Genomic DNA, 25,701 nt, shown 5'->3' on the forward strand with positions numbered 1-25,701 from the left:
AACAATCATGATTCTCCGTTCAGAATCCAATTAATTTTCCTGCGGACATCATGTTCAATCGAAAAATCAAATGGGGATGGGAGTAAAAAATATTTGGTCGACTGGTCTGCCTCATACCCCCCTTCACTGAGCTGCCGGGCCGTCGGCACGTAACCAATCATCCCGTTGGTGTATCCTAGCGGCAGACATTCACCGGAGGATAACTGTTTAACGTACAAGCCATATTCGACAACCACTTCGCTATTGACCGCGAGTAAGCTTAGCTGCCTGGCAAGCGGCAGCCGGTAAAAATCCAAGCGGGTGCCTTGTTGCATACGATCAGGCTCTTCCAGCAGCCTCCTGCTCCATTCCCCTATGATGCCATCTTTCCCTATAAAATCCAGTAATTCAGATTCCGTAGGAAGAGATTGAAAGGATAGCATCACTTGATGCCTGCTGGCTATCAGCGGACAGGGATCCAGGGGCGTCTGCGGGCTTCGCAGCACATTCATGACCTCATCGGCCAACTGCTGCCCATGCTCTCTCACATCTTGTTCGCAGCCAAACAACAGCTCGCCATCCTTCGCGGGATTGATATCGCCGCACCATCCTTGCAAATAGGCGGCAATAGTCTGTTCGTTCACTGCCTCCTCAATAAGGTCCATGGCATAGCCGGTAAATTCGGAGGAAATCCGATTCTCCCTAGTAATAACAGGGTGGCAGCCGTAATGAAAGAGCACCGCTTTGATGGAGCCGTCCAAACGGGAATAGCTTACAACACGAAGCTCCGGATCCAGGGGACCTTGAAGGTTGGCTTCCATTAGACACTCGCTATCCACTACCACTCTTCGATTTACTCCCAGATGGATAAAGCTGCTCCCCTGTGCTGCACTTACGGGCTCGAGATTAGCCTCGGCCATTGCCGCTCCGTCAGCAATCCAATCCTCCAATTGCTGTACGTAATCCAGATCGAATGTCCCTAATTCCACTGAGAATTGATCGCTCGTTTGCGGACCGGAATGATTGTGGGTGCCATGCAGCAAAATAGCATCCTCGGGAATACCGTGCAAGCCGCTGAGTCTTCTTCTTAACTGCGCAGAACGTGCGTTATCCCACCAAATTAAATCAGCGGACACTAACAGAGCCCGGGTCTCCCTGCCCTCCGAATCGGAATGCCTGTAATAAATCAAGCGGGCATAGAGGGGCAAGTCGACATCGCGAAAACCTCCCATCCCAAGCCTCGATTCAAATCCCGCCAGCTCTATAGAGTGCTTCGGAGTAATATCGATTTTGGCTGTTCCCATCCATAAACGTCCCATGGCGCTAGCCCTCTCCCTTTCCAGCGAATGCCTGCTATAAATTAGTGATAAGAGCAATTAGTGATAAGAGCGAACTACTTTATCCAATGCATTGGCAATGTCGTACATGCTATTTTCATCCTCCAGAAGCACCGTCTGGGCCAGCCACATCGATTGACTTTGGCAGATCCGTTCGGAAACCGGACATTCGTTTATACGCTTTTCACCTGTCAATTCCTCGATTGTCCGCATCAAGGAAGCATTAAGGTTAAGCGATGAATAGCCTTCCGTTAGCGGAATCCCTTCCGCATTAACCTTGCGGATGAACTCTGACTTATTTACCATTTCGCAAAAAGTCCGTTCCAGCTTGAACAAGTACAAATGGTTCGCATGCCGAGTCACGCGCGGATCCATAGTGAGCAGCTGTATACCATCCAGAGAAGCGAGCAGTTGATTCAATAATGCGACATTCTTCTCCCTGCGCGCCATCTGTTCTTCCAGCCTCGTCATCTGCGCCAGGGCAATCGCGGCTTGAAACTCGGTTAACCGGTAATTCTGTCCGAGCCGCTCATGCTGATACCATTCACCGCTCGGAATTCTCCCTATATTCACAATAGACCAGGCCTGCTCCCAATATGACGTATTATTCGTAGTAACGATCCCGCCTTCTCCTGCGTTGAGGTTTTTACTTGATTGCAGACTAAAGGTACCCAGGTCTCCAATCGATCCTACCTTATGGCCCTCCCATTCGGCGCCAACGGCTTGGGCAGCATCTTCAATCAACACCAGCCCGTGCTTGCCGGCTATTTCCTTAAGACGGCTCATATTTGCGGGACACCCGGCAATATGTACAGCAATGATAGCTTTGGTTTTCGGTGTAATGGCGGATTCCACTTTTTCCGGGTCGAGCAGCAGGGTCTCTTCTTCGATATCAACGAAGACAGGAATAGCTCCGAACAATAAAGGGGCCGAAGCCGTAGCTATAAACGTATAAGGCGGGACAATGACTTCATCACCAGGCTTGACTCCCGCAGCTTGCAAGGCTATAGTAATCGCCAGTGTTCCATTAGGCACTCCTATGGCGTGCTTGCAATTATGAAGCTGAGCGAACTGACTTTCTAGCTGGGGCACCTTCTCCTTTTGCGATCCGAATGGGAAGACTCCTCCCCAATGTCCGGAATCCACAACTTCGAGGACAAGTTTGCGTTCCAGCTCACCGAACTCCGGCCACTGTGCATTCCACGGCCGGCTGCGGACGGGTGTCCCGCCGTCAATTGCCAATTTCTCCATGCTATCAACCCTCTTCCCACTGATATTCCCCTTGCTGCTTAATCAAAAAAATTAACGTACGATGTCAGTACCTCTTCACTAACAAAGATCTAGTTATAAAAAAGAACGAAAGACCAGAGAACAGCATGCATATATTCATTTGTCCACTGGCCTTATTAATTATATAGCACGATTTCTTATCATAAATCAAGGATTAAATTACAATTACACTCACAATTTTACTCTGCAAAATAAGAATCCAGCACTTGCCCTAAAGCATAGTGGCAAGCTCCGAATACTACGGCGTTATCGTTATTGTAACGAAGCCGGATTGAACAGTTTTTGCTAAAGGATCGAATGGCCCTGTCCGCTATCTGCTCCTCCACTCCGCCCAACAAACGTGTGCCCAGCGTCGACAGCCTCCCGCCGATAACTATCATTTGCGGATTGAAAATATGAATTAAGTTCACGATGCCATTGCCAAGTACAGCCGCTACTTCAGAGATAATCCGGCAGGCGGTCTCATCCCCTGCATTCGCGGCTTCCAATAAAGCAATTTCAACCGCTTTCTTCCCGTCCTCCCCCATGATTCTGCCAAGCAGGGAAGCCGGTTCATCCAGGATGGCCTGTTTAACTTTCTTGGCTAACGCCAAAGTGGAAACATACAGCTCGAAGCATCCTCTATTCCCGCATTTGCACAAGTCTCCGTTCATATCCAAGGACATATGGCCGATTTCCAGCATGACCTTGTTAACACCTTGAATATGCTGATTATCCATAATAACACTGGCACCCAGGCCTTCATCGATGGACAGGTAAATAAACGGACTGTCCGCATTGCCCATCCAGACTCGTTCCGCCGTGGCGGCGAGCACCGTTCCATCTTCCAAATAGACGGGAACATCCTGTCCTTTGGCAATGGTTTCATAGAGATTCACGTTCTCGATATTCAACAAGGTGGACATCAGGATCGTTTTTTTATCTGAATCCAGAAGCCCGGGAACCCCAACGCAAATGCCCATAAGCTCGTCAAAGCGGTGTTTAACGGCATCTCTCAGACGGTCAATAACAGCCCGGATGCTTTCGCCTATATCGTCCCGCTCAGCTAACCGGATAGTTTCAGAATGGACGGGCTCGTTCCTTAGATTAAATACGGTTCCCGATATTTTCTCCACTCCGAGCTCAACACCGATGACGTGTTTATTAGAAGGATTCACCTCCAAGGAGATAGCTTTTCTGCCAGCGCCGTTTCCTTCCAGCGGGGCCGTTTCAATAACCATTCCCCGTTCCATTAACTGTTCAACGATAGCGGAGATTGTAGTCCGGCTTAAATTAGTCATCTGGGCAATTTTGGCCCGTGACAAATTGCGGTTCTCATGGATCAGCTGGAATACCGTCCTCGCATTCGTTTGTTTCATTTGTTGTTGGCTCGCTATTTTTATCAAGAAAGATTGCACCCACTTTAGTCAGTCATCATCTATTAATCCAATTCCGTAATGATCATTATAGCATACTTCAGTAGGCTATTTAATTGCTGCTCCTGCTGCCGAGACTGACACTTAGACGACACTTTAGCGATTTTATTTGCGATTACTTAGTGATAACTTTAGCTATTCTTTGGCGAATTACTTAGCGATTACTAAAGATTACTATAGCATCTGTTGGTGTTTGTTTGGTGATCCGGGAAGCCTTCCTCCATCTACCCATTTGCCCGCTGCCCGAAACGTATCGTGCGCCTGCCTTCTGCGCCCGGCTCAATTATAGATAGGATACGGCCATTTACCATTTGCCTTTTTACCGCTATCCATTCACCCTCTGCTCCAAGTATATAGATAGGGCAATCGGCTCCTGCCACCTGTACAGGCACAATTGACCGCAATTCATAGTCGTTCTCTCCGCTCCATTGCAGATGAACAGATAGGGGCAGAACGACTTGATCCCCTGCCTTGATATCATAGATAGTGATGTTGTCCCCTGCGGCAAAACCGGAGATAGTATTCACATGCAGTCCGGCATAATCCGCATCAACAGCTGTAATCAAGGCATTTGCCCCTGCATGATTAGCTACAAGCTTTCCGTCGAAATAGCAGTTAGGGCCGTGCCGAAGAACATTTCGCGAATACGGAAGATTCACTCCGTTCGGCAGCCGGTTTTCTTGAGGTTTCTGAGTCAGCCTCCCTCTTGCCAGCGTAAAGCCATCTTTACCCGCCCCTGCTTCGATCAGCAGGCAATCTCCACTAAGTTGTTGCGCACTATTAACGAAGTATGGCGAATTATGCGAGTATTCCGGGGAATCGACATAAATATACTGGCCGCGCAAAGCTTCCGGGAGAACTTCCATTCCCAATATCGTCATCGTCCCTAACTCATAATTTACAGATTGAATAATACCAGCTAAAGAGCTCGTGGCTATGGATAACTCCATTTCCCCAATACGCAGGCTCGTGCCACGAACGAAGTGCGCCTGCAGGAGATGATGGTCCTCTCTCAACCTGACCATGGCGAATTCCGCATTAGTTTCTACTTTACGCCCACCGCAAGAAGTTTCCAGGGCTGAGAAGGAGCAGCCATCCAGCGTACTGAGAATATAATCGCAGAATGAGTGCTTTCCGGCCGGTGTATGGGCAATTGCCGCTACGGCAGGTTTAACCTTTGCAATCTGTGTCTGAGCGGCTGCCTCTAAGTCTAGAGCTTTTATGCGGGCAGCTCCCGCTTTTTCTCCTGCTTCGATAATGGCCATGAATTGGCTTGTTGCAGGACCTTTATCTCTCGCCAATACATAAGTTACGCCCATCGGCTCAGGCCCTTCCGCTACAATTACTTCGCGCCCCTCCTGAGGCAGCATCGTCAGCTTCAATTGAGCCGGATCGGACCAAGTACTGCTCCAGACGTCTGACGCCAAGGCTCTGCGAGGACGGCCCAGGAAACCGTACCCTCTGCCTGGCGGACTGAAGGAGAATCCCTCTTTCTCGAATCCTGAGACGGTACCATCCCCTTTGAGTTGCCTTCCCCAGTCATACTCTGTACTTGCAACCGAGCCTTTCTCTGGAGGCGATAGCGTCAAGCCCTCAGACGAAAACACTTTTCCCCTGGAATGGAAGGAATAATCCCGAACCCTGCCTCCGCTAACCCGAAAGAGATCGACCCAATAGGACTCGGTATCCGAAATATCTATCATAGCAAGCATTCTCCGGTATATTTCCACTCCCTCCGAGCGATAAGCAGCCTCATCGGATACGTCTGCAACACATAAACCCGGTGCATGCGCAAAAAAATGAACACTTCCTCCCGCTGAGCTGGAGGACAGCTGCCCGGTTTCGTTTACGGCTACAGTCCAGTGCGATACCGTCTCAAACTGCCAGCCATAGCGATATTGCGCCATATTATAGCCCGGATCAAAAGTAAGCTCTCTTCCGGATGCATAGAGAAGAATGGCGAGCTCGTCAAGCTGGCCATGATTTAGGGTTGGGCCGTAGCGAAGAAACGCTCCCCGTTGATGAGCCCCTTTGCCTGCCCGCAGGTAGAGAAGTCCTTTGCCGCCCAGCAATGCCGGCAATTGTGCGGCCTGGCTTTCAGCGGATGGAGAATCAGGTTTATATACAAACTGCTCCTCATCCTCCAAATTGAACAGCAGCCATATGCTCTTGTCGCCTTCAGCAATTTCATCTAGGGTAACTCCAGGAGGCAGCCGGAGCCACTTCACATAATCCTGCTTGCTCTTTTCCTCGGAAGTACGCAAATAAAACTTCAAAGCATGATACCATGCCGCCTTGTCAAACCCTTCATCGGCATCCACTTTTTCATCGACGAAGCTGTCTCCGTAAGAGGGAATTCTTCCGGCCAGCATGTTTTTCCTGCGGTTGCCAACGTAGAATCGGACAAAACGTTCATCCTGGTAAAAGTTTATTCCCTCGGCGAATTGAGGGGTACGGACATGATACAAGGCCTCTGCCATATGGAGATAGATCTCCTGGCTCACTCTGCTGTACGACTCGGAGGTTTCAAAGTAATTGCCGTCACGGTCGATATTGTTCGAGATCATAAAACGCAAGTTCGTTGGACCATTCACCGCCCAATCGACGTAGCGGTCGATTCCGAGCAGCGAGCCGACGACCGCAATACCCATGTTATAATCGGCTGTTCCATTGTGAAGCTGGTCAACATAGCCGGGCAATTGGGATTCTCTATAGCAATAATCAGCACCGTTAAGAAGAAGGTTGTAGACGATATTCTCCTTGATCGTACAACCGGGATTGCTCTTGGAAGGGCCATCCAGCTCTCCGCTCCGCCAAATTAAATCGCAGGCATTCGTGTACCAGATTAATGTTCTTGCCACCTGATAATAAGGACGCTCCAGACGCCCGCCTTCCTTGCCGGGCCTTAGACCGGGGTAATCCAGCGGCCCTTCTATCGCTTCCGGGTAAACCGCAGCCAAAGCGTCTAGAATAACAGCCGCCTTGCGGGCATAGACCGCTTCGCCACTAATTGCGTATGCGTAAGCAAGCGGCTCCACGGCCCGCGTTAGTTCATCCACCACAAACCCGTGCCAGCGGGCGGTGAAATAATAGATTTGTCCGTCTGCATCCTGCCACCCGGTACCGTCATCCGGATATTGCTCGGAAGGATACACGGCGCCTAACTCGGAACGCACCTGGCCAGGAGCGCTCCAGCCAATTGGAACAATCCGCGTTCCATCCGGACCGACCGGATTCGTCACGCCGTACATGTAGTAGGCCCCGCGTTCTGGCACGAGCCCGCGGATTTCCTCATCGTCCAGCGACATCCAGCGGAGTGCATTGGCCTGTTTCATAATCCGGGCAAATGCCCGGCGTGCCCACGATGGACCCTCCTGTCCGACCCGGTTTCGGGCCTTTTGCAGTTGTGCTGCGGTATACAGCACTCTCGGATGCTCCAACGTTAAATCTGGCTTAATCCCTTCAGGCGGCTGCCACAGCTTTTTTCCCAGCATCGGTTAACAACTCCTTTTTGGCTCAGCATTTTTCATTTGCATTTTTGTTTCACTTGTCGACGATCTTATGGACGAAGTTTCGGATGAAGTTGTGGATGAATTTGTGGGTGAACTTGTGGGTGAACTTGTGGGTGAAGTTATGGATGAACTTGTGTACGAGCTTGCGGACGAACTGGACGAATTGGACGTTAGTTTACATTCCTCTATCACCTCCTTATACGCAGCTCTGGTTTTACAAGCAAACCTTAACGGAAAGCGCTTTCCCAGTCAAGAGTGTATTTCCTGATTTGTAAATTGCTGCAACTATTAATCTTTCCAAAGAGAAAAAAGAGCGAGTACCGGGATCTAGTCCAACGACACTCGCTCTCTCGTATGATTCTCTAGCATGATTCTGCAGGATGATTTTCCAGTTGATGAATGATTACCCGGGATGAATCTCCAGTTGATTCTCTAATCAGATAAGGTTATGGATAAGGGCTAGATTTAGTCAATATAATTGACTTCTTTTAACAATCGCTCCAGCAGAGCAGCCGACTGAGCACGCGTGGCAGTCTCCGCTGGACGGAACGTTCCATCCTGCATACCGTCAATCAAGCCGGCTTTTACCGCTTGGTCGATTGCAGCTTGAGACCAGCTGGAAATCCCGTCTGCATCAACGAAGTCCGTAACGGATGCGTTGGTCCTGTCTGGAAGCGGGTGCCCCAGCAGCTCAATGGAACGGATGATCATGAGGGCCATTTGCTCACGGCTAATCGTCTGCTCCGGACGGAAGCTGCCATCCTCAAAGCCGTCGACAAGCCCGCTGAGCTTAGCGGCAGTTACCACATCAGCGTACCAGGCTGTCTCCGGTACATCCGAGAAGGCCGCTCCCCCGGCCGGGGCTGAAGCCTGAAGACCGGCGGCACACACCAGCAATGCAGCAAATTCCGCACGAGTTACAGGCGACTCCGGGGCAAAAACGTCAGTTGTTCTGCCTTGAACAAGCAGCTTGGAAGCCAGGTTTTCGATCGCTCCTTGAGCCCAATGCCCGCGTGTATCCTGAAAGGATTTGAAATAGTCAATCAATACGATCGGATCATTGATGCTGCTTTGCATAGACGCAAATGCCCGACCTTCTTCTACACGGAATGTGGCCGGGGCAAAAGCCAGTTCCCCAGCTCCCGCATCGTAGCGGGCTGCAGAAAGATTAATCAAAGCGGTTGCTGACTCCGGTCCGGCGATCGTTCGGCCAGCGGTCGGCAAAATGGTTTCGGTGCCCTCATGATGCACACTCACCGTCATCACGACCGGCGTACCGGCAAGCGTAATCCCTTGAGAGGAAGCTTGGTTCTCCAGAGCCGCGATTACGGAAGCTAATGGCTTGCCGATTCTCAATTCCAGATGATCATCGTCATGCAGCTCCAAACCCTTCACTGCCTGATGAAGCGCGGCTTGCCGGAACACAAGATTAAGCACTGCCTCTGCGGCAGCATCTTGCAAATCGTTAATTTGCCCGACGCTCAATTGCAGAACAGCCCCATCGGCCTGTTGATTGACCCGAACAAAAAGTTCGGCTTCCGCTTGACCGTTAAGCTGCTCCAGTGCTTGTCTCCATGCCTCATCACGAATCGTTACCGTCAGGGTAACGGTGCCGTTCTCGGCAGTAGCCGATGTGATTTCCAAAGCATTTTCGTTAAATTCAATAATGCCATTAGCAGCCGAGAAGTATTGGCCAGCGCCTCCTGGAAGAAGCGGACCGCCAATCCAGCCGCCTGCGGAAGGACGGCGGGTATTTGTCGTCACTTCGATGAACGGATTATGCCGGCTGACTTCTCCCTCTTCATTGGCCGCCTTCACCGTGAACGTATAAGTCGTTTGCGGCTGCAGCGAAGATACTTGATACGTTGTCTCCGTTACGGTAGCGATATGCTCGTCATCCTTGTACACGGAATACGTCACGGCACTTTTATCCCGGGCAGGCGTCCACTGCAAATCGACACTAGTAGCGGTAACCCCGGTTGCTCTAAGCGTATTTGCCGGAACCCAGGAATAATGGGTTTCAAGAGCCGCCAGGAACTCCTTGGCTACCGCGTAGTATCCTGCAGGGCTTAGATGAATATCATGGGGATTAGGCAGATACTCTAAATAATTGCCGTTAATCACTTCCGCTGTCGGTACAAATACAGCGCCAATCTGTTCCGCCGCTGCGGCGATAACCCTATTCAACAGGGTTAGCAGCTGATTGAGCTGGGGTTGAATATCAGGCGGCAGGTACGGGTATGGGTTGTAATATCCCATGATGTAGACCTGCGCATCTGCGTTCAGCTCATGAATCGCTTCCCCGATCAGCACGAGGTTCTGCCCCACATGCTCGAGCGCTTCTACTATCGCTTTCTGATCAATCGTTATGTCCAGCGAATCTTCTGGATTTATCCGCACCCCTGCGGAAAGCACATCATTGGCGCCGGCCGAGATCGTAATCAGATCAGCAGCTGCAATCGCTTCCTGATTGGTCGTCTGGTATACACTATCGGTCACATTTCCAACAATTCGTTGCAATACATCTGTTGTTTTGTAGCCCGGGTAGGAATGCCACTTGCTAAATCCCTCCAGGTTATTCTGCTGCTTAAGGAAATCCGCCAGGAAATCGGCATAGCCTGGCCCAGGTTTATAACCCGGATTTCCCACCAGCCCTCTATCATAGGGCCCCATTCCAAAAGCCAGAGAATCGCCAAGAGCCAAATATTGCACCGGAGGAGTCCAGGATGGCCCTCCTGCCGCTATTGGCCCGGCGGGTGCCTCTAGCGGATCGCTGGCTCCCAGCGCGTGCATAGGCAGATACAATGCCTGAAGCAGCAGCAGAGTAATCATCACCCATCGAATCTTTGAAAACCCTTTCAAATCAACCGACCTCACCCTCACAAAATAATAATAGCACGGCGAAAAATACTCCACCCGTGGCAGATCGCGGCAGACCTCGCGCGACTACTTTTTCACCCCATTTTGGGCTCTGCTTTTATTAAACCATGCCTCCGATAAAATGAAAACAGGACTTCCCCTATTTCTGCTAAAAGATGTCAACTTTGTGACATCCTTTTCCTATTTTTCTCTATCTTTTAACAGCACACCAGGTACAGCGCGAATATAGACGAGCTCTGCCAGCAGCTCTACTAAGGTCTGGGTAACTACGACTGCGGCCGCAAGCGCCCCCCAAGCACCGGGCAAAGCGAGGGCAAGCGGCAGGACCACCAGGGAGTTTCGCGTTCCGCTGCTAAATATTAATGTTCTTCCCTCTCTTGTCTCCAGCCGGAACCATCCCGCCAGCATTTTCGCAACAAGGGGAACGAACAGATGGAAGCAAAAATAAATGGGCAGCACACCGATAATCGTGCCCCATTCCGACAGCACCCTATCAATCTGCGAAGCGACAACGATAGCTAGCACCGCCGCCATAAGAGGGACGGGCAGCCAGCCGCCGAGCTCCAGCACCCTTTTCCCCAGCAGCTGCTTTTCCGCCCACCATTGAGTCATCATCGCCAAAATTAAAGGAATCATAATGATCCCCGCGAACGCCTCGACAAAGGGAGCAATCTGAACGATTGAAGCCAGCTTTTCCCCGCCGAGAAAAAGCCACATATATATGGGCAGCAGCAGCAGTTGGGCCGTGAACAGCAGCGGAGTGACCATCAGCATTAACCGTTCATTGCCGCGGCCTAATTGAGTGAAGAAAATAACATAATCAATACACGGGGTAAGCAGGACGAGATAGACCCCGGCCAGAATTGGCGGCGCTTGTGGAAAAATGATCGTCAGCAGCCAGACGAACACCGGAATTGCGACAAAATTGGCGGTAAACAGAGCGGCCGCAAAACGCAGGTTGGCTATCGACTGACGAAGCTGTAAAAATGGAATTTGTGCAAACATTGTGTACAGCAGAACAGCCAGACAAGGCGAGATCAATTTCTCCAGCAGACCAGCCGATTCCGGTAAAAGCAAGCCAGCCGCCGCACCAGCAAGCAGGGCGGCGGCATAAATATAAATCTGGCAGGCTTCCAAGCTTTCTCTAGTCATTCCACATTCTCCCCCGGATGTACGGCAAACCGTTCCTCATCGTCATTTCAGTAATCCTTCCGTAGAAAGGCTCATGTTCCCCCTATTATTTCACATTCATTAATGGGGGTAAATATAGACCGCTCTGCATTTTTAATCCCTCTAACCAACGAGATTTCAAGGCTTCGCGGGGTTTACGAAAATTTTTTTCGATTTTTTTTCAAAATGAGGGAGCATTTCTATACCATGCTCCGTCTAATAGGGTGAAAGGCGGTGAAAATTCCCTTGCTTTTTGCTTTGGTACCAAGCGAAAACAAGCTGAAATCTTCCAATTCCCCTCCTTCAGAAGAGCTGATCGGGAAGCTGGTGGATCAATATGGCGATGATGTCCTGCGCCTGGCATACATGTATCTTAGGGATAGACAATTGGCCGAGGATGCTTTCCAGGAAGTGTTTATTAAGGTTTACAAGAAGTATCACACATTTCGGAAAGACAGTGGAGAGAAGACGTGGCTGATGCGGATTACGATTAATGTATGCAAGGACATGCTGCGCGGATTCTGGTGGAAACGGGTTAAGACCACCTTTCTTCCGGAACAGCCTGATGATCAGGGGACGCCTGAGCAGCTGGTGACGGCCCGCGATGCCAACCGCAGATTATGGGAGGAAGTTCTTCGTTTGCCGCCTTTACTTAAGGATGCCGTAATTTTGTACTACTATGAGGAGATGGAAACACCGGAGATTTCGCAGGTGTTGGGGGTTCCGGAGGGAACGGTGCGCAGCCGCCTTCACCGTGCAAGAACAGCACTTAAGACTAATTGGAAAGGGGGAGATTAGTTTGGAACCGTTGGACCGTTTCCGTCACATTGCCAAGGATCAGGTTAAGGAGCTGACAGTCAGTCCCGAGCTCAAGCAAGCGACCCTGCGGCGCATCCGGCTGGAACAACAGAAGTCCCGCAAGCCGGTGCGCTGGATTTGGCCGGCAATAAGCAGCAGTGCAGCGGCACTGGCCCTTGTCCTTGTCCTTTTCCTGAACTCGGGGGCATTCAATATGGATTCCGGTTCCAGGCCAGGCATATCTCAAGGGATAGATGATCCTAATCCCCCCAACATTGCCGGGGAGCCTCCCGACCCGGGATTTACGGTTATGAACGACCCGGAAGCAGGATTGTTTTCCCATCATGGAAACGAAGCAGATCCAGCTCCGCAAGCTTACGTTATTGAAGGAGAGCCCGTTCCTTTACCTGCCTACGTCCCGGCCGGCTTTCAGCTGCGGAATGCGGTTATGAATGAAAGCGGGCGGCGGCTGGAGCTCCAATATATCTTACTGGAGAAAGGCGACGGCTTCAGCCTGGTTATTGAAAAGCAGGATCAGGCGGAAACGATGGATTCTCCCGTCATTGTATCCACAGAGCCGCTAACTGCAGAGTGGGATTATGGCCCTTGGCATTATACGCTAACCGGCCAGCTTGCTGCTGATGAAGCGAACGCTATCGCCGGATCGGTGGTGCTCCCTACTGGCAGCGAAACGAAATGACGTTATGTGAAAAGCACGAAACAATTTGGCTGTAAAGTCCAATCCAGCTTTCGGATTTAATTTTCGATATTGAGCCTATAAATTTTAATAGAAGAGAGTGATAGGAATGATTAACAACTGGATTGCCAAAGGTGGAATTGTCGTTGCAGTTGCCGGTTTACTGACTTCCAGCAGCTACTCCAGCATCCCTGAGCAGGCCACCACTCTGCCGGCCTATGATTCCGTGCAGGTCCTCCCTGTTAAAGAGAGAGCAGAAAATGCTGCTGACGTGAATGCCGAGGAAATCGAAGTCATTACCGAAGCGGTTAACGAGAACATTAATAAAATCATTTTGAAAAGGGAAGAAAAGCCTCATGCCGGCTATGGCATTCATATCAGCCGAATTGAATTCGGAACAGCGAACGAAGCGACAGTCTACTACTACTTGATTGAGCCAGCTGAAGATGAGTTTTCCGCTCAAGTCATCACTCAACCGGAAGCTTATGTCTATGTACCTGCAGAATATTCGGTGACAGCCGTCAATTCGGCAGATTTCATTCAGCTGCCTGCTCCGGGGGATCCCGTAGAATGGCCTGTTCCGGAAGATGATCCGGTCGAATGGCCGACACCTATCGAGGCAGAGGATGGCAGTCAGGCAGCCTTCAGTGGAGCCGTTCAGGAAATTACTCCTTCTGACAAAGAAGGCGAGCTGGCGGTTCTCAAGGTCGGCGAAGCCGATGTCCCGGCTTCCATCCATATTACGGAGGAAACCGTATTTTTTAAATTAGTAGACGGCGTTGAGGAACCCGCTTCATGGGAGGATCTTGAGGTAGGCGGTGAAATCGACGTCACCTTCAGCGGTCCGATTTTAATGATCTATCCTCCTATGGGTACGGCCGGAAAAATCGTCATTAAGTAATGGGCTGCACTTGCAAGAGCTGTCTGATAAGTCCTCTTCCAAGTAAAGGCCTCAAAATGAAACACCCGAGAATGCTGTTTTACCGGCATTCTTGGGTGTTGAATTTGTAAGGTGTCGTAACTAAAAAGCTGCTTATCGGACAGTCCGCTGCTTTTGATAATGTCGCATCCCCTATTAATCCTGCAGCGCCTCTACTGCGGAGCTGTCATTCCTTATCGTTCCTGTGTTATATCCGTAACGGACGGCGGATGCCGTGCTGTCGAACCAAAGCCCGTAGCGGAATGTGCCGGTAACGAGATTGTCGCGGACGATGCCCGAACGGGTCTGATTCAAGAATGAAATCGCATCATAAGTAGTCGCTGAAGGTGCCGTGATCATATTTGCGGATACATGGAAGCCGGATACACGGTTCAATTCCAAGTAATTGCGCTCGGCCTGGTCCATCCGGTTGCCGGTCACATCCACATGCTGACAATCTGCCAAAGCAATAGCTTCGCGGCTGTCCGCGATCATGTTATCCTTGATTTTCAGCCCCTGGTTGCCGCTTCCATAGATGGCCGAATGCACAGATTCCGTAATCACATTGCCTGTCACCACGCTCAGGCTGCAATTTTGCATATCGATCCCGTGCATTCTCGAGCGCACTACATGATTGTTCACGATCGTACTCGATTGGTTGTTCCGCAATACTACAGCCTGCTCAACCGGCTGATAGATTTGATTGCCATCCACCAGCAGCTGCCGGCAATCGGTTACTTCAATTGCTGAACGCTTCATATAGTTTATCGTATTGCGGCTGACCGTTACCCGGGTAATATTGCGGATCAGGATACCTGTATCTTCAGCCACGCTTATCGTATTGCCTTCCACTCGGACATCCTCGGAGATTACTCCGTCAAAAGAGAAGACCCCGATCGCGAACCTCCGGTTGGCCTGGGAATGATCCGGGTAAATCGCTTTCCCGTTAATAAACTGGTTGTTGGAAATCGTCAGCCGCCGATGAGGCTGTGCCGCTCCAAACTCGTTATGCAAAGAACCGCCGACCGCATAAATTCCTCCGCCGCATTCATGGAAATAGTTTTCCGTAATGAGCGTATTCAGCCATTTATAGGGGCGGATAGCGTAATACCGCATGCCTTCAAAAATATTGTTGCGTATAATTATGTTCTGGTGCCAGCGTCCTTCCTTGTGAGTATGTCCGCCCACGCCACAGGTCCAGGCTTTGAACTCAACAGTCGTCGGCACCCCGTTGCGCGTAAACTGATAAGTCCTTCCTTTGCCGAAGAAACAATTGCGCACCGTAACGTTCAGGCAGGGGGTATCATCGTACGGCAGCGCTCCATAAATTCCGCTGGTTGAAGCATGGTCAATCTGGATCGCCTCCACGTACCAGCGATTAGTGGCAAGCTCACGGTAACCGTAAAACTGACAGTTGTCGATGACGGCATTTTTGGAAGAATTGACCTCTATCGCATGCGCATCGATCACATCATAGAACTGGCAGTTTCGAAACGTCCAGTCCGATGCATGAGCGAACTGCGCTATATTTCCGTCTTCATAGCATAGATACTCCGGATCCAGCGCTACAAATTCAAACCTGGCGTTTTCAAATAAAATGCTGCCATTCCCCGAGTAGCCCGGATTCGCCTCCCCCATCTGCTCAAAATTGATCAGCATCGTATGAGGATGATTGCGGAAAAACGCGGCTCCTTCCTCACAAATAACGGACGTGTCACCATAGACAACCATAAGCTCTGACCAGACGTAATCCCCTTTGGGGACGATTACCGTCAAAGGCTTCTCATTATCCTTGGCCAGGCGGAACACCTTGCGAAAGCTTTCCGTATCATCGTGAGTCCGTTCCCCCTTCGCCCCCCACCACTGCGGATAGACGGGAGCTCCATGGAAGCTGCCGACAATCGTCCCCCCTCCGTTAAACAGCAGAGAAGCAGGAGCGTCAACAGCTGAATCTACAGTGACCGTTACCCCGGCATCAAGCTGAAGCGAAGCCCCATAGTCGAAAATTAACTGCATCCCGTGGGGAAAAGCGATCGCATGACCAATCCGGTAGCTTCCCGCTGGAAAATACAGGGCAGCCTTGTACGGCTCCGCAGCAGCCAGCACGATTAACGCCTGCAATGCCGCCGCATCGTCCGTTGCGCCGTCTCCCGCTGCCGAATGCTCCTTAACATTGAACCATTGGGGTGTCGGGATCGGATCATGCAAAGACGCACTACGTCCGTTGGGGCCGAACTTGGAAGGAGCACGCTCGCTAGCTGCCCCTTGCGACTCGGCGTACGCTCTTACTTCCCCTGGAAGCCAGCCGGGCATTGTCAAAGCCCCGCCAACCGCCAATCCGAGAGAAGCTACGAACTTTCGCCGGCTTATTAGCTTGCCCGCTGCCTCGTCTTGCTGAACTACAGAAGGCAATTTATCCGAAGACTGGAAAGCGTTTTCTTTTTGCAGCTCATAAAGCTTGTCCGCTTGACTTGACTGACTTAGGGAAGCCGCTTGACGGGGTTCTTCCGTTTCCTTAGGGACGCCATGTTCAAAGCCTGAGTTTGGTTCGCTCATTTGACAACTCCTCCTTCAAGTAGTTCCTCTCGCCGAATCTCGGCGTTTTGCAGCTATCTCTAGCAGCATCTCATCTATACTATAAGAAGCTCCGACAAGAAGCTCCAACAAGAAACTCCGGCAAAAAGCTCCGACCTTCCGCCATGCAAGATTTGTGCAAACTTGCTGGATGTCATAATCCGGGAGAGGATGGATAGGCTTCCTTGAAGCTTTTTTTGAAACCCGGCGCCCTCTCATCTTCTCCCAACGCTGCGTATAACCAAATCCATTGCCCTTCTGTTAAAAGGCCGTAAAACAAGCTCAGCCGTTATAATGAAATTCAAATTGCCTGTCCTGCAGGCGGCCTTGGGCGTAAGCCTTCTGTTCATTGTATTGCGGTGCCTGCCCGTTAAGTGATGGTAACCCAAGGGAATGGGTCGACATCTTAAGGCTTGTTTCCGTTACCTCAATCAATTTATACTCAAAGGGGGTTTCGACCAGTGAACTCGCTGTGACAAAAGCCGCGCCCGATTCACAAGTCAGGGTATTCAGGTGATTGTGCCCGGAAAATACGGCTTTAAGATTAGGAAAGCGGCGCACGAGTTCTACCAGACTTCTCTGAAAATCATCAGGCACATCATGAATGATCCGATCCAGCCCGCTCTGCTCCCGGCTCATTCCGAATACCGGACTGTGGGTGATCAATAGATGGATTTTGTCCGGTTCCTGCTGCAGGCCAGCTTCCAGCCAGAGCCACTGTTCCTCCGAAAAATACGGGAGCTGTGCCTTGTGCCAATGGTAGCGCCGTCCCTCCTCCCAATGATTAGGCATGACATGAATGCGGCAGACTTCCGTGACAAGCTCGAATTCCGGTTTGCCTCCCGGAAACAGACGGGGGGCATCCTGAAGCCAATGCCTGAGAGCATCGGGATGATCCAAGTCATGATTGCCCAGACATAGATAGACGGGAACAGACAAGCAAAACAGCTCATACGCTTTCTGGATGGACTCCTTGCAGCAGCTGTCAATTAAATCTCCGCCATGAATAATGAAATCGGCTTTTTGCTTTAGAGCTTCCCTATCAAGCGCAGCTGCGATTTCCGCTGCATATTCCGGGTAAGCCGGCTGTTGGTGAAAGCCTATCGGATTCGCTCCAATATGAGTATCCGTCAAATATATAAAACGGGTCATGATGAGGAAAACCTCTTTTCGCTGATGAATTGGTTAGCCTCTTATTCTCTTGGCTAACATCTTAATTATATATTTTCTCACCTGCAGAAAAACATGCTTGCAGAACTCACATCAGACGGGGCGGCTCAGGCTCACTTCCGGAACGCCGCCATCCGGCGATACCGGGAAGGGAGCGCAAGCTGCGGCTGCTCATCCTATACGAATTAGTTGCTCCTGTATCTTTCATAAGCGTCGTTAGCGATTTCCATGTATTTGTCAAAGCCCATTCTTTCAATAGTGGCTATATAATTGTCCCATTCGCTAAACGGAGTGTCGCCAGCAATAAATTTCGATTCCATCTCAGCCATATACGTATGAATATCCACACCCACAGATGTCATGAAGCTATTCTCCTCGGCCGTGTAGGTGAAAGGATTCCAAATTTCCTCAGGCGCATATGGTGTTGCCTTCTCTCCTGTTTCAAGCGCGTTCGGGTAAGATTCGGCGCCCATAAAATAATGATCCTGAACGTAACCGGGGTAACTTCCGCCATTCCAGGTAAAGTATTTGTTTCTCGCCTGGCTGACCGTCAGGCCATTAGCATTGTTGGTAATGTCCTCGACGTAATCCCAAGTTCCGTTTTCCTTATACTCGAATGTTTCCCCTTCGATTCCCCGGAAGTAGAAATCGGCCCCCTCATCACTGAAGAACCAGTCGATCCAGCGGACAGTGGCTTCCGGATGCGGGTTTTTGTCCGTAATGACGAACGCGCCAATCCACGCCAGCGGAGCCTTTACATGCGAATACAAGCGGTCGCCGTGCGGCCCCTCCAGCGCTCCAAGTCCGACATAATTGTCGAGATTGAACGCGGTAATCGGGTTTGTCGTGATCGCGGCGCCATAAATTTCTTCAGCGCCTTTGGCCCGGAAGTTACTTTCCTGAATCGTGAAAATTTCAGGATCAAACAGGTTTTCCGTATATAGCTGATGAATGAATTCCAGCATCTCCTTGTAGGCCTCGGTAGTTCTGTAGAAGCGCAGCTCATTCGTAGCCGGATCGATATCTAGATAAGCGTTTCCAATTCCGCGCGTTCCCAAGCCCCAGGCCCCCTGCAGATGGTATTTCAAAGTATTAAATCCAACCGCGCCAAAAGGAATCGCATTGCCGCCGGCCAGATCCGAAGCCTGCACTGCCTGCAAAAATTCATAAAACTCCCCGATCGTCTGCGGCTCTTCCAAGCCTAGCTCGCTGAGCCAGTCCTGATTAATCCAAATGGGTGTTCCAATTAACATAGAGAGAAACTCCGGGGAGTAAAAGGACGGGAACGAATAAATATTGCCATCAGGCATGGTCAGTCCTTTTTGCAGGTCGGGAAATTGCTCCAGCAGCGCTTTGAAATTGGGAGCGTATTGATCGATCAGATCATTAAGCGGAATAAACGTCCCCTGCTCGCCATACTTCATTAAATCAGCTGCCGGCAAACGCGCGCTGTAGAACGCGTCAGGATAATCGCCTCCAGCCAGCATCAGGTTCCGCCTTTCGTTCAGACTGTCGAATGGGACCAGGGTAAACTTAATGTCCATGTTGGTCTTCTCTTTATACCTCTGCCAAACCATCGTTTCCTCGAAATTATTGCTGTTCGAGGGAGCAAGACCTGTGAAAAACTCCAGGCTGATCGGCTCTTCCACTATCGGGAACCCCTCAGCATTCAATCCTTCCACAACTTCCTGTTCAGGTGCAGAACTTGGACTGCCGCCTTCTCCGCCTCCTTCGTTTCCACCGCTGCTCCCTCCATTGCCGCCGCTGCTGCAAGCCGATACGGCAAATGCTCCTGCAGCTAACAGCAGCATCGCGTTTCTTTTCCATAATGGATTCATGTTTGTTGTGCCTCCCCTTCTCAAGCTTCTTTCCTTGCTGCCGCCGGATATTAACTGGATCTAATTGCGAATCCGGCGCTATTGGCAGCCCCATTATACCTAACGCGAAATGGAAGAATATACATACACTTCTTTGAATTGCTGACTTTCCTGAGGATATCACGAGAAGTGTTAACTATTTAAAGAAATGTTAATTGCATAAAGTTCTTGAATTCGCCGGATTTCCCCCTTCTTCGCCTAATTCCATGTTAAAATATTTCTATCGCTTACACTAGTTAAAATAGAATTATTTTCCATTTTTGACGATTGACGTACATACTGCCAAATGCATTTGCTTATGGGGGAATGGACACATTGAAGGAACGTTTGCGTAAGATGACGACATGGATCAGCAATCCTTACTCACTTTTTATTAGACTCTTATTCGGATTTCTTATGATCGTTCTTTTATTAACTTCTATCAATGTAGTTTCCCTCTTAATCCTGAGTCAGAATAACAAGGAAGAAATCATGAGCTATAACAGGCTCCTGCTCAGCAACGCGGCGGAAGCTTACGAGAATCAGCTGTCCACCGTTAAAAGCCTGTTATTTAACATTTATTTCGATCAAAATACGACCACGCTCAGTGTCAAGCTATCTTTGAATATGATGGACAGGCTGGATTACCTGAAAGCGAGTCAGTTAAGCAGCAAAATTGAGACCAGTGTAGAAAATCCTTCTCTCTATCTAGATAATATTCTTGTTTACTATATTTCCCCGTCCTACGTGATCAGCAAAGGAGGAGGCTCGGAAGCCGCCTCTCTGTTTGAGCGGGAGTTCAGCAGTCACTCTTATCCTCCCGTATTTTGGAAGCAGCAGTTAGATGAGCCTTATGAATATCACGTATTTGAAAATGGAGCTTTTTCTTTTTCTTCCGGCTATACCCGGGAGCTTATTCCCATTGTGTTGAAAATGACCCCCCGCAATTATATGGCTATCGCTTTTTTAGATGCGGGTCGCATGAATCAAAGCTTCCACCAGGTTCCAGGCTCGGAACTAACCATTCTGGACAAGGATGGAGAGCTGCTGTACAGCACTTCCAGCGAATGGCCCGATGCGAATTTGCTCCAGACGCTGTTTGCGGACGAAGAAGATACTATTGTGCATCAGAATCATTATTATTTCATGCAGAGAGGCACGGATACCGGATTCACTTATGTTTCTAGCCTTCCGGTATCAAGCATACGCTCGCAGATGTCCAGTCTGAATCTGACTTCAGCCCTGCTGCTGATTCTATCTGTCTGCTGCGGAATTCTGGTGTCCATTTATTACACCCGCAGAATGGATGCTCCGGTCAAGGAAATAGTCTCTTCCCTGATCAGCAATAAGCCTGCGTCCTTGTCCGGCAATATTGCCGAATTCAAGCTGATTCACCATCAGATTACCCATTTGATTCAAGAGAAGAATGATATCCTGTCTGATCTGGTCCGCAAAAAGGCTCTCTTGAGCAATTACAGCTACCTGCATAAGGTCAAGCGAATCAAATCGGACCTGTCCGAATTGTCCGAGACTTTCACTGAACAGCCTTACCGGCTTATTCTGTTTCAGCTCAATTTCAAGAAAACAGTGCTGAAGCAGCACAAAATGTCTACAGAGCAGGTCGCTTATGCTCTAAAAGAATATATCGAGCTGGCGATGGGCGGCTTTACCTTATCGCACACGCTGCAAATCGAAAATGACCAGATTCTGACGATGGCAAGCGGAGATGTCCCTATGTCTAAGCTCGAAGAGAAGCTGCATAAGCTGAAAAAGGTGTTCGACCAGGATACCTTGTACTGTTTGGTCAGCATTGCGCTAAGCCGCGTCTATCCAGCGCATACGGCATTGGGAGATGCTTATGATGAAGTGCTGGACATTGCCAAAACCGCGAAGCTGGTGGAAGAGACCCAACTGCTCACTCTTGCGGATACGGGCGAAGCGGAATACCATCCGTTCCTGGCGGAAAAGGATCAGGAGTTTTATATGAATCTGCAGGCGGGCAATGCTTCCATGTGTATCGAACTGGTTCACCGCATGCTGGATTATATGGCCCTGAAGGAATCGAGCGCCCTGCGCTTCCGCCAATTCGCCGAGCAGACCATCGAAACGACGCTGCAGGTGATCGCTGCCCACAGAATGGAAATTGAGGACCAGACCGAGCTTTACAACAGTATCGGCCTGCTTGACGACTGCTACACAACCAGCCAGCTAAAGCAATTTTTCACTCGTTTTCTATCGATTTCCGGTTCGCTGATTCAGTCCAAGAAAGAAGAGCAGAACGACACGACCGATGGAGCGATGAGCTACCTGGAGGAGCATTACGCTGAGGACATTTCACTTGATATCGTGGCCAGTCATCTCGGAATTACGGGGGCTTACCTATCAGCACTGATGAAGGAGAAAACCGGGGTGAACTTCAGCGATCATTTAAATAACATCCGGATCCGCAAAGCCAAGGAGCTGCTCGATTCGACCGACTTAAGCATTCAGGAAATCGGCCAGCGCATCGGCTACCGCAATGTTACTTCCTTTATCCGGATGTTCAAGAAGCTGACGGCGCTTACTCCAGGCGACTATCGTAAAAAGAGCAGGCTGCAAAAAATGTGACACGAACGCTGCCACAAGGCATAGTGTCAAAATGACTAAATGACCGGATGACCAGCATGTTTTCTTTCGATCTATTCTTTTTACATTATCCGATTAGCTTGCCAGCTTTAGTGAATAATTCAATGATAGATTGAACAATCAGACGTTTTTTCAGAAGGGGTGTCATGATGAAGGTTGGAAAAGCTCGCCGGCAGGCTTCTGAATGGGTACACAGCCAGGCCAGTCAAGCTCCGGACTTCCGCGGCGCCTATATCACCGGCTCCACCGCATATCTTCCCGACGAGGCTGAGCTGTCTCCCTCCTCCGACGTCGATCTCATCATAGTTAAATCAGAAGAAGCTCCCGTAAAGCCGGGAAAGTTCATATATGGCGATACGCTTCTTGAGGTCACTCCGCTTAGCCTCAAGCAGATCGCTACTCCGGAGCAGGTTCTAGCCTCCTATCACCTGGCCGGCGGTTTCCGGCAGGATACGATTATCGCCGACCCTACCGGCCACCTGCAGTTTCTGCTGAATGAAGTAGCGCCGCGGTTCGCCGAGCGAACATGGGTGCTGCGCCGCTGTGAAGAGGCCAGGGAGCGTGTGGTGAGCGGCATGCGCTCCATTAAGCGAGACGCTCCGCTTCACGAACGGGTCATGTCCTTGCTGTTTCCAGCCGGAGTGACTACCCATATGCTGCTGGTCGCAGCTCTGCGCAACCCGACTATTAGGCTTCGTTATTTGGCAGCACGTGAGGTGCTGGAGGAATACGGGCAGCCAGAGCTGTATGTGCAGCTGTTGAAGCTGCTGGGCTGTCTCAGCTGGACGGCCGGGCAGGCGGAGGCGCATCTACAAGCATTAACAAATACCTTCGATGCTGCGGCTGCGGTCTCCCGGACGCCGTTCTTCTTCAGCTCTGACATTACCGCTGCCGCTCGGCCTATCGCCATCGACGGAAGCAGGCAGCTGATCCGCTCCGGCTGCCACCGCGAGGCCGTCTTCTGGATGGCGGCTACATTCGCCCGCTGCCATTACATATTTGCAGCTGATGCGCCCCATCTTGGAGAACAGCAGCTGCCGGCATTTCAAGCCATTCTGCAGGATCTTGGTCTTGCTTCCAGCTGCGATCTTCATGCCCGCGCCGAAGCCGTACTAGATTATGTGCCTCAGGTTTGGGAGGCCGCGTTATCCATTATCGATGCCAACCCTCATATTATAAATCACTAGCATGTTCGGCACCTTTTCATAACAAACCAGCTCTTTATGCGGCTACGTACAACTCTGTGCACTCTCAATCTACGCTTACAGACATTACATTCCTCCGGAGCCATCAGAAAAAGAGGGTCGCCCTCAGTCATCTGTGATAACTTTGGGGAACCCTCTTTTTGTCCGTTTAACATCAGTATTTTATACGCTTAGCCTAGAAATAAGTCCGCATTCCAAATTCCCTACATACATTTCTTAACTTACCATTTAAACTCCAGAATGGTCTTCTTCCAATCGCGATGATTCGAAGCTTCTTCCATCACTTCTACAAAATCATTCAGACGAAGGATGGATTTATGTTCATCCGGCAGAAGCTTGCGCAGGGTAGCCTGGCAGGCCGGATCGGTCATAGCCTCCAATACCGGATAATAATCGTTAATTGAGCTGCGGCTGCTGCCGAATAGCGTAAGGCCCTTTTCCAGAACATCTCTGGTATTAATCGGTACGCGCTCCTCGGTTACGCCCATCAGAATAAGAATGCCGCCCGGTTTCAAAATATCGATTGCCTGATTCGCGGCGCTTTCACTAAAGCGTCCTCCTGTACATTCAATAGCGATATCGACCTTCTCCGCATTGGCAAAATCATAGTCCTGTACCATCGCCCGACTTGCAAACTCGACTTGGCTGAGCTTTGCTTCATCCGCACCGAACACCCGCAAGCGGCTTTCGTCCAGACCATGCAGATGGTGAACCATAGCTGCGGTTAAATAACCGACTGGACCGTCACCAAATACGGCTACAGTCGCTGCTTTCAATTCATTTTCGACACGGCTTAAAGCTTGGGTAGACACAGAGCATAATTCAGAGAGCACGGCAATTTCATCCGGGATGTGATCCGGAATAGGAATCGCGCAAGCCGCTGGGATTACCAGCCGATCTTGGGCGATACCGTCATTTCCGCTTCCGAGGAAAGCTCCATGACTGCTGTAATTATCTTCCCAGCCCGCTCGGAAAGGGGGCAGCTCGTTCACGCCCTGCCCGGGGTTCAACAGACGCCCCGGGATGTTCGGAACGATCACGGCTCTTTGCCCCGGCTGTCTGCTTGCATCACGGCTTTCGACAATGGTGCCGATGCCTTCATGAAGAAGGGCCATGGGCAGCTTTTTCGCCAAGGCTTCCGGACGTCTCATTCCTGTAAAGTAACGCAGATCAGCGTGACAAATGCTGGCCATAGTTGGCTCAATAGCTACGAACCCTTCAGGGATGATTCGTTCCACGGTGATTTCTTCCATTTCACGGGGTTTGGTCAGTCGATAGACTCGGGACTGAACGGCTGTGTTAACCGATTTGGTTTCCATTGATTGATTTCACCCCCTTTCGAGTTGTTGGCGAAAGACTATCCGGCTCATCTCATCATCTCCATCCTAAGCAATGGGATGAACGGGTCTAACCCACGATCAAGCCAGGAGCACCTTCACTCCTTTTTCTTCCATCAATTTCACTTGGGCTTCCGAGGCTTCCTTGCCCGTTATTACATTTTGCACCGAATGAATAGGAGCAACGGTGTGCAGGGACACTTTGCCGATTTTTGTATCGTCCGTCACAATAAACACTTCTCTGGCAGCCTTGATCATCTTTTGCTTGGTCACAACCAGCTGCGCTTCCGGGTGAGTTAGTCCATGCTCGGCATGCAGGGCGGGAGTTCCGATAAATGCTTTTTGCACATGGAGTGAGCTTAGCACCTGGTCTGTGAACATCCCATTCAACATATAGCTCGACAAATAGAGCTCTCCACCCGTAACAATTACTTTAACGCCTCGTGCTTCGCGCAGCTCTGCGGCAACATTCATATCGTTGGTGACGACCGTAATATTCGAGCGTCCCACAATTTGTTTAGCTATATGAATAGTCGTCGTGCCGGAGTCGATAATAATATGGTCTCCGTCATTGATTAATTCAGCCGCTTTTTTACCGATCCGCTGCTTCTGGTCCAATTGAATATTAGCCCTCTCTACAAAAGAAGGCTCCTGGTTCAGCTGCTGATCTAAGACTACACCACCATGTGTCCGGCGCAGCAGTCCCTCCTGTTCAATTTCGGCCAAATCCCGGCGTATAGTGGCCTCATGAACGTTGAATTCTTTGGCCAAGGCAGCTACGGTGGCTACTTTGGTTTGTTTAACATAGTCCACAATGAGTAATTTTCTTTCTGCGGCTAGCATCTTGCTCACTCCTCCTTAAGACGGTATATTAGCGTAATATGTGTTTGGCCATACATAGAGCTTTGCCATGCTGTTTTCCATTATGAAGCGTCAA

The 25,701-nt window shown here is 50.2% G+C and carries 16 protein-coding genes; 5 read left to right on the forward strand and 11 right to left on the reverse strand.

What is annotated here, in order from left to right; translation table 11 throughout:
* Nucleotides 1-5: 5 nt before the first annotated feature.
* From PSHG_RS18900 to PSHG_RS18930, 6 genes are all read right to left on the reverse strand, one after another.
* The gene (locus tag PSHG_RS18900; protein WP_010276227.1) at nucleotides 6-1,298 is read right to left on the reverse strand and encodes a neutral/alkaline non-lysosomal ceramidase N-terminal domain-containing protein; all 1,293 of its coding nucleotides are present in this window, start codon (nucleotides 1,296-1,298) and stop codon (nucleotides 6-8) included.
* A 57-nt stretch (nucleotides 1,299-1,355) separates the two neighbouring features.
* Nucleotides 1,356-2,567: a DegT/DnrJ/EryC1/StrS family aminotransferase gene (locus PSHG_RS18905; protein WP_010276232.1), complete on the reverse strand. Its 1,212-nt coding sequence runs from the start codon at nucleotides 2,565-2,567 to the stop codon at nucleotides 1,356-1,358.
* A 218-nt stretch (nucleotides 2,568-2,785) separates the two neighbouring features.
* Nucleotides 2,786-3,964 (reverse strand): ROK family transcriptional regulator, encoded by a 1,179-nt coding sequence (locus PSHG_RS18910; protein ID WP_026021475.1) that lies wholly within the window; start codon nucleotides 3,962-3,964, stop codon nucleotides 2,786-2,788.
* Nucleotides 3,965-4,245: 281 nt separating this feature from the next.
* Nucleotides 4,246-7,515: a heparinase II/III family protein gene (locus tag PSHG_RS18915; protein ID WP_010276239.1), complete on the reverse strand. Its 3,270-nt coding sequence runs from the start codon at nucleotides 7,513-7,515 to the stop codon at nucleotides 4,246-4,248.
* Nucleotides 7,516-7,998: 483 nt separating this feature from the next.
* The gene (locus tag PSHG_RS18925) at nucleotides 7,999-10,395 is read right to left on the reverse strand and encodes an S-layer homology domain-containing protein (RefSeq protein WP_010276247.1); all 2,397 of its coding nucleotides are present in this window, start codon (nucleotides 10,393-10,395) and stop codon (nucleotides 7,999-8,001) included.
* 198 nt (nucleotides 10,396-10,593) lie between these two features.
* The gene (locus tag PSHG_RS18930; RefSeq protein ID WP_010276250.1) at nucleotides 10,594-11,565 is read right to left on the reverse strand and encodes an arsenic resistance protein; all 972 of its coding nucleotides are present in this window, start codon (nucleotides 11,563-11,565) and stop codon (nucleotides 10,594-10,596) included.
* Nucleotides 11,566-11,817: 252 nt separating this feature from the next.
* Between PSHG_RS18930 and PSHG_RS18935 the strand changes: the two genes are divergently transcribed.
* The 3 genes from PSHG_RS18935 to PSHG_RS18945 all read left to right on the forward strand — a co-directional run bounded on the left by PSHG_RS18935 (nucleotide 11,818) and on the right by PSHG_RS18945 (nucleotide 13,979).
* On the forward strand, nucleotides 11,818-12,381 hold the full coding sequence (locus PSHG_RS18935) for a sigma-70 family RNA polymerase sigma factor (RefSeq protein ID WP_010276253.1): 564 nt from the start codon (nucleotides 11,818-11,820) through the stop codon (nucleotides 12,379-12,381).
* A gap of 1 nt (nucleotide 12,382) precedes the next feature.
* Nucleotides 12,383-13,081, forward strand: a complete 699-nt coding sequence (locus tag PSHG_RS18940; protein ID WP_010276256.1) for a hypothetical protein — start codon at nucleotides 12,383-12,385, stop codon at nucleotides 13,079-13,081.
* A 106-nt stretch (nucleotides 13,082-13,187) separates the two neighbouring features.
* A complete protein-coding gene (locus PSHG_RS18945; RefSeq protein ID WP_010276258.1) occupies nucleotides 13,188-13,979 on the forward strand; it encodes a protease complex subunit PrcB family protein in 792 nt (263 codons plus the stop codon).
* A 174-nt stretch (nucleotides 13,980-14,153) separates the two neighbouring features.
* On the opposite strand, the gene PSHG_RS18950 is transcribed toward PSHG_RS18945, so the two are convergent.
* The 3 genes from PSHG_RS18950 to PSHG_RS18960 form a co-directional block, all read right to left on the reverse strand.
* Nucleotides 14,154-16,553, reverse strand: a complete 2,400-nt coding sequence (locus tag PSHG_RS18950) for a right-handed parallel beta-helix repeat-containing protein (RefSeq protein WP_010276261.1) — start codon at nucleotides 16,551-16,553, stop codon at nucleotides 14,154-14,156.
* Between the two features lie 300 nt (nucleotides 16,554-16,853).
* Nucleotides 16,854-17,723 (reverse strand): metallophosphoesterase family protein, encoded by an 870-nt coding sequence (locus tag PSHG_RS18955; protein WP_010276264.1) that lies wholly within the window; start codon nucleotides 17,721-17,723, stop codon nucleotides 16,854-16,856.
* A gap of 203 nt (nucleotides 17,724-17,926) precedes the next feature.
* Complete coding sequence (locus tag PSHG_RS18960; RefSeq protein WP_010276267.1) at nucleotides 17,927-19,579, reverse strand: extracellular solute-binding protein; 1,653 nt, start codon at nucleotides 19,577-19,579, stop codon at nucleotides 17,927-17,929.
* Between the two features lie 510 nt (nucleotides 19,580-20,089).
* Here PSHG_RS18960 and PSHG_RS18965 point away from each other — a divergent pair.
* Nucleotides 20,090-22,204, forward strand: a complete 2,115-nt coding sequence (locus PSHG_RS18965; RefSeq protein WP_157213475.1) for a helix-turn-helix domain-containing protein — start codon at nucleotides 20,090-20,092, stop codon at nucleotides 22,202-22,204.
* Nucleotides 22,205-22,368: 164 nt separating this feature from the next.
* A complete protein-coding gene (locus PSHG_RS18970) occupies nucleotides 22,369-23,409 on the forward strand; it encodes a hypothetical protein (protein ID WP_316244849.1) in 1,041 nt (346 codons plus the stop codon).
* Between the two features lie 239 nt (nucleotides 23,410-23,648).
* Here the strand turns inward: PSHG_RS18970 and PSHG_RS18975 are convergent, their stop codons facing one another.
* The gene (locus tag PSHG_RS18975) at nucleotides 23,649-24,746 is read right to left on the reverse strand and encodes a zinc-binding dehydrogenase (protein ID WP_010276274.1); all 1,098 of its coding nucleotides are present in this window, start codon (nucleotides 24,744-24,746) and stop codon (nucleotides 23,649-23,651) included.
* A gap of 99 nt (nucleotides 24,747-24,845) precedes the next feature.
* Nucleotides 24,846-25,607 carry a DeoR/GlpR family DNA-binding transcription regulator gene (locus tag PSHG_RS18980; protein ID WP_010276279.1) on the reverse strand — a complete coding sequence of 254 codons (762 nt, stop codon included), beginning with the start codon at nucleotides 25,605-25,607 and terminating at the stop codon, nucleotides 24,846-24,848.
* Nucleotides 25,608-25,701 lie beyond the last annotated feature (94 nt).

The organism is Paenibacillus senegalensis JC66 (assembly GCF_000285515.1).
Classification (GTDB): Bacteria; Bacillota; Bacilli; order Paenibacillales; family NBRC-103111; genus Paenibacillus_L; species Paenibacillus_L senegalensis.

Excerpts from the sequence above, each read along its gene's own strand:
- PSHG_RS18945 (WP_010276258.1), top strand. The coding sequence starts at position 13,188 with ATGATTAACAACTGGATTGCCAAAGGTGGAATTGTCGTTGCAGTTGCC.
- PSHG_RS18965 (WP_157213475.1), top strand. The coding sequence starts at position 20,090 with ATGAGCTATAACAGGCTCCTGCTCAGCAACGCGGCGGAAGCTTACGAG.
- PSHG_RS18910 (WP_026021475.1), bottom strand. The coding sequence starts at position 3,964 with ATGAAACAAACGAATGCGAGGACGGTATTCCAGCTGATCCATGAGAAC.
- PSHG_RS18905 (WP_010276232.1), bottom strand. The coding sequence starts at position 2,567 with ATGGAGAAATTGGCAATTGACGGCGGGACACCCGTCCGCAGCCGGCCG.
- PSHG_RS18950 (WP_010276261.1), bottom strand. The coding sequence starts at position 16,553 with ATGAGCGAACCAAACTCAGGCTTTGAACATGGCGTCCCTAAGGAAACG.
- PSHG_RS18900 (WP_010276227.1), bottom strand. The coding sequence starts at position 1,298 with ATGGGACGTTTATGGATGGGAACAGCCAAAATCGATATTACTCCGAAG.
- PSHG_RS18915 (WP_010276239.1), bottom strand. The coding sequence starts at position 7,515 with ATGCTGGGAAAAAAGCTGTGGCAGCCGCCTGAAGGGATTAAGCCAGAT.
- PSHG_RS18980 (WP_010276279.1), bottom strand. The coding sequence starts at position 25,607 with ATGCTAGCCGCAGAAAGAAAATTACTCATTGTGGACTATGTTAAACAA.
- PSHG_RS18960 (WP_010276267.1), bottom strand. The coding sequence starts at position 19,579 with ATGAATCCATTATGGAAAAGAAACGCGATGCTGCTGTTAGCTGCAGGA.
- PSHG_RS18930 (WP_010276250.1), bottom strand. The coding sequence starts at position 11,565 with ATGACTAGAGAAAGCTTGGAAGCCTGCCAGATTTATATTTATGCCGCC.
- PSHG_RS18955 (WP_010276264.1), bottom strand. The coding sequence starts at position 17,723 with ATGACCCGTTTTATATATTTGACGGATACTCATATTGGAGCGAATCCG.
- PSHG_RS18975 (WP_010276274.1), bottom strand. The coding sequence starts at position 24,746 with ATGGAAACCAAATCGGTTAACACAGCCGTTCAGTCCCGAGTCTATCGA.
- PSHG_RS18970 (WP_316244849.1), top strand. The coding sequence starts at position 22,369 with ATGATGAAGGTTGGAAAAGCTCGCCGGCAGGCTTCTGAATGGGTACAC.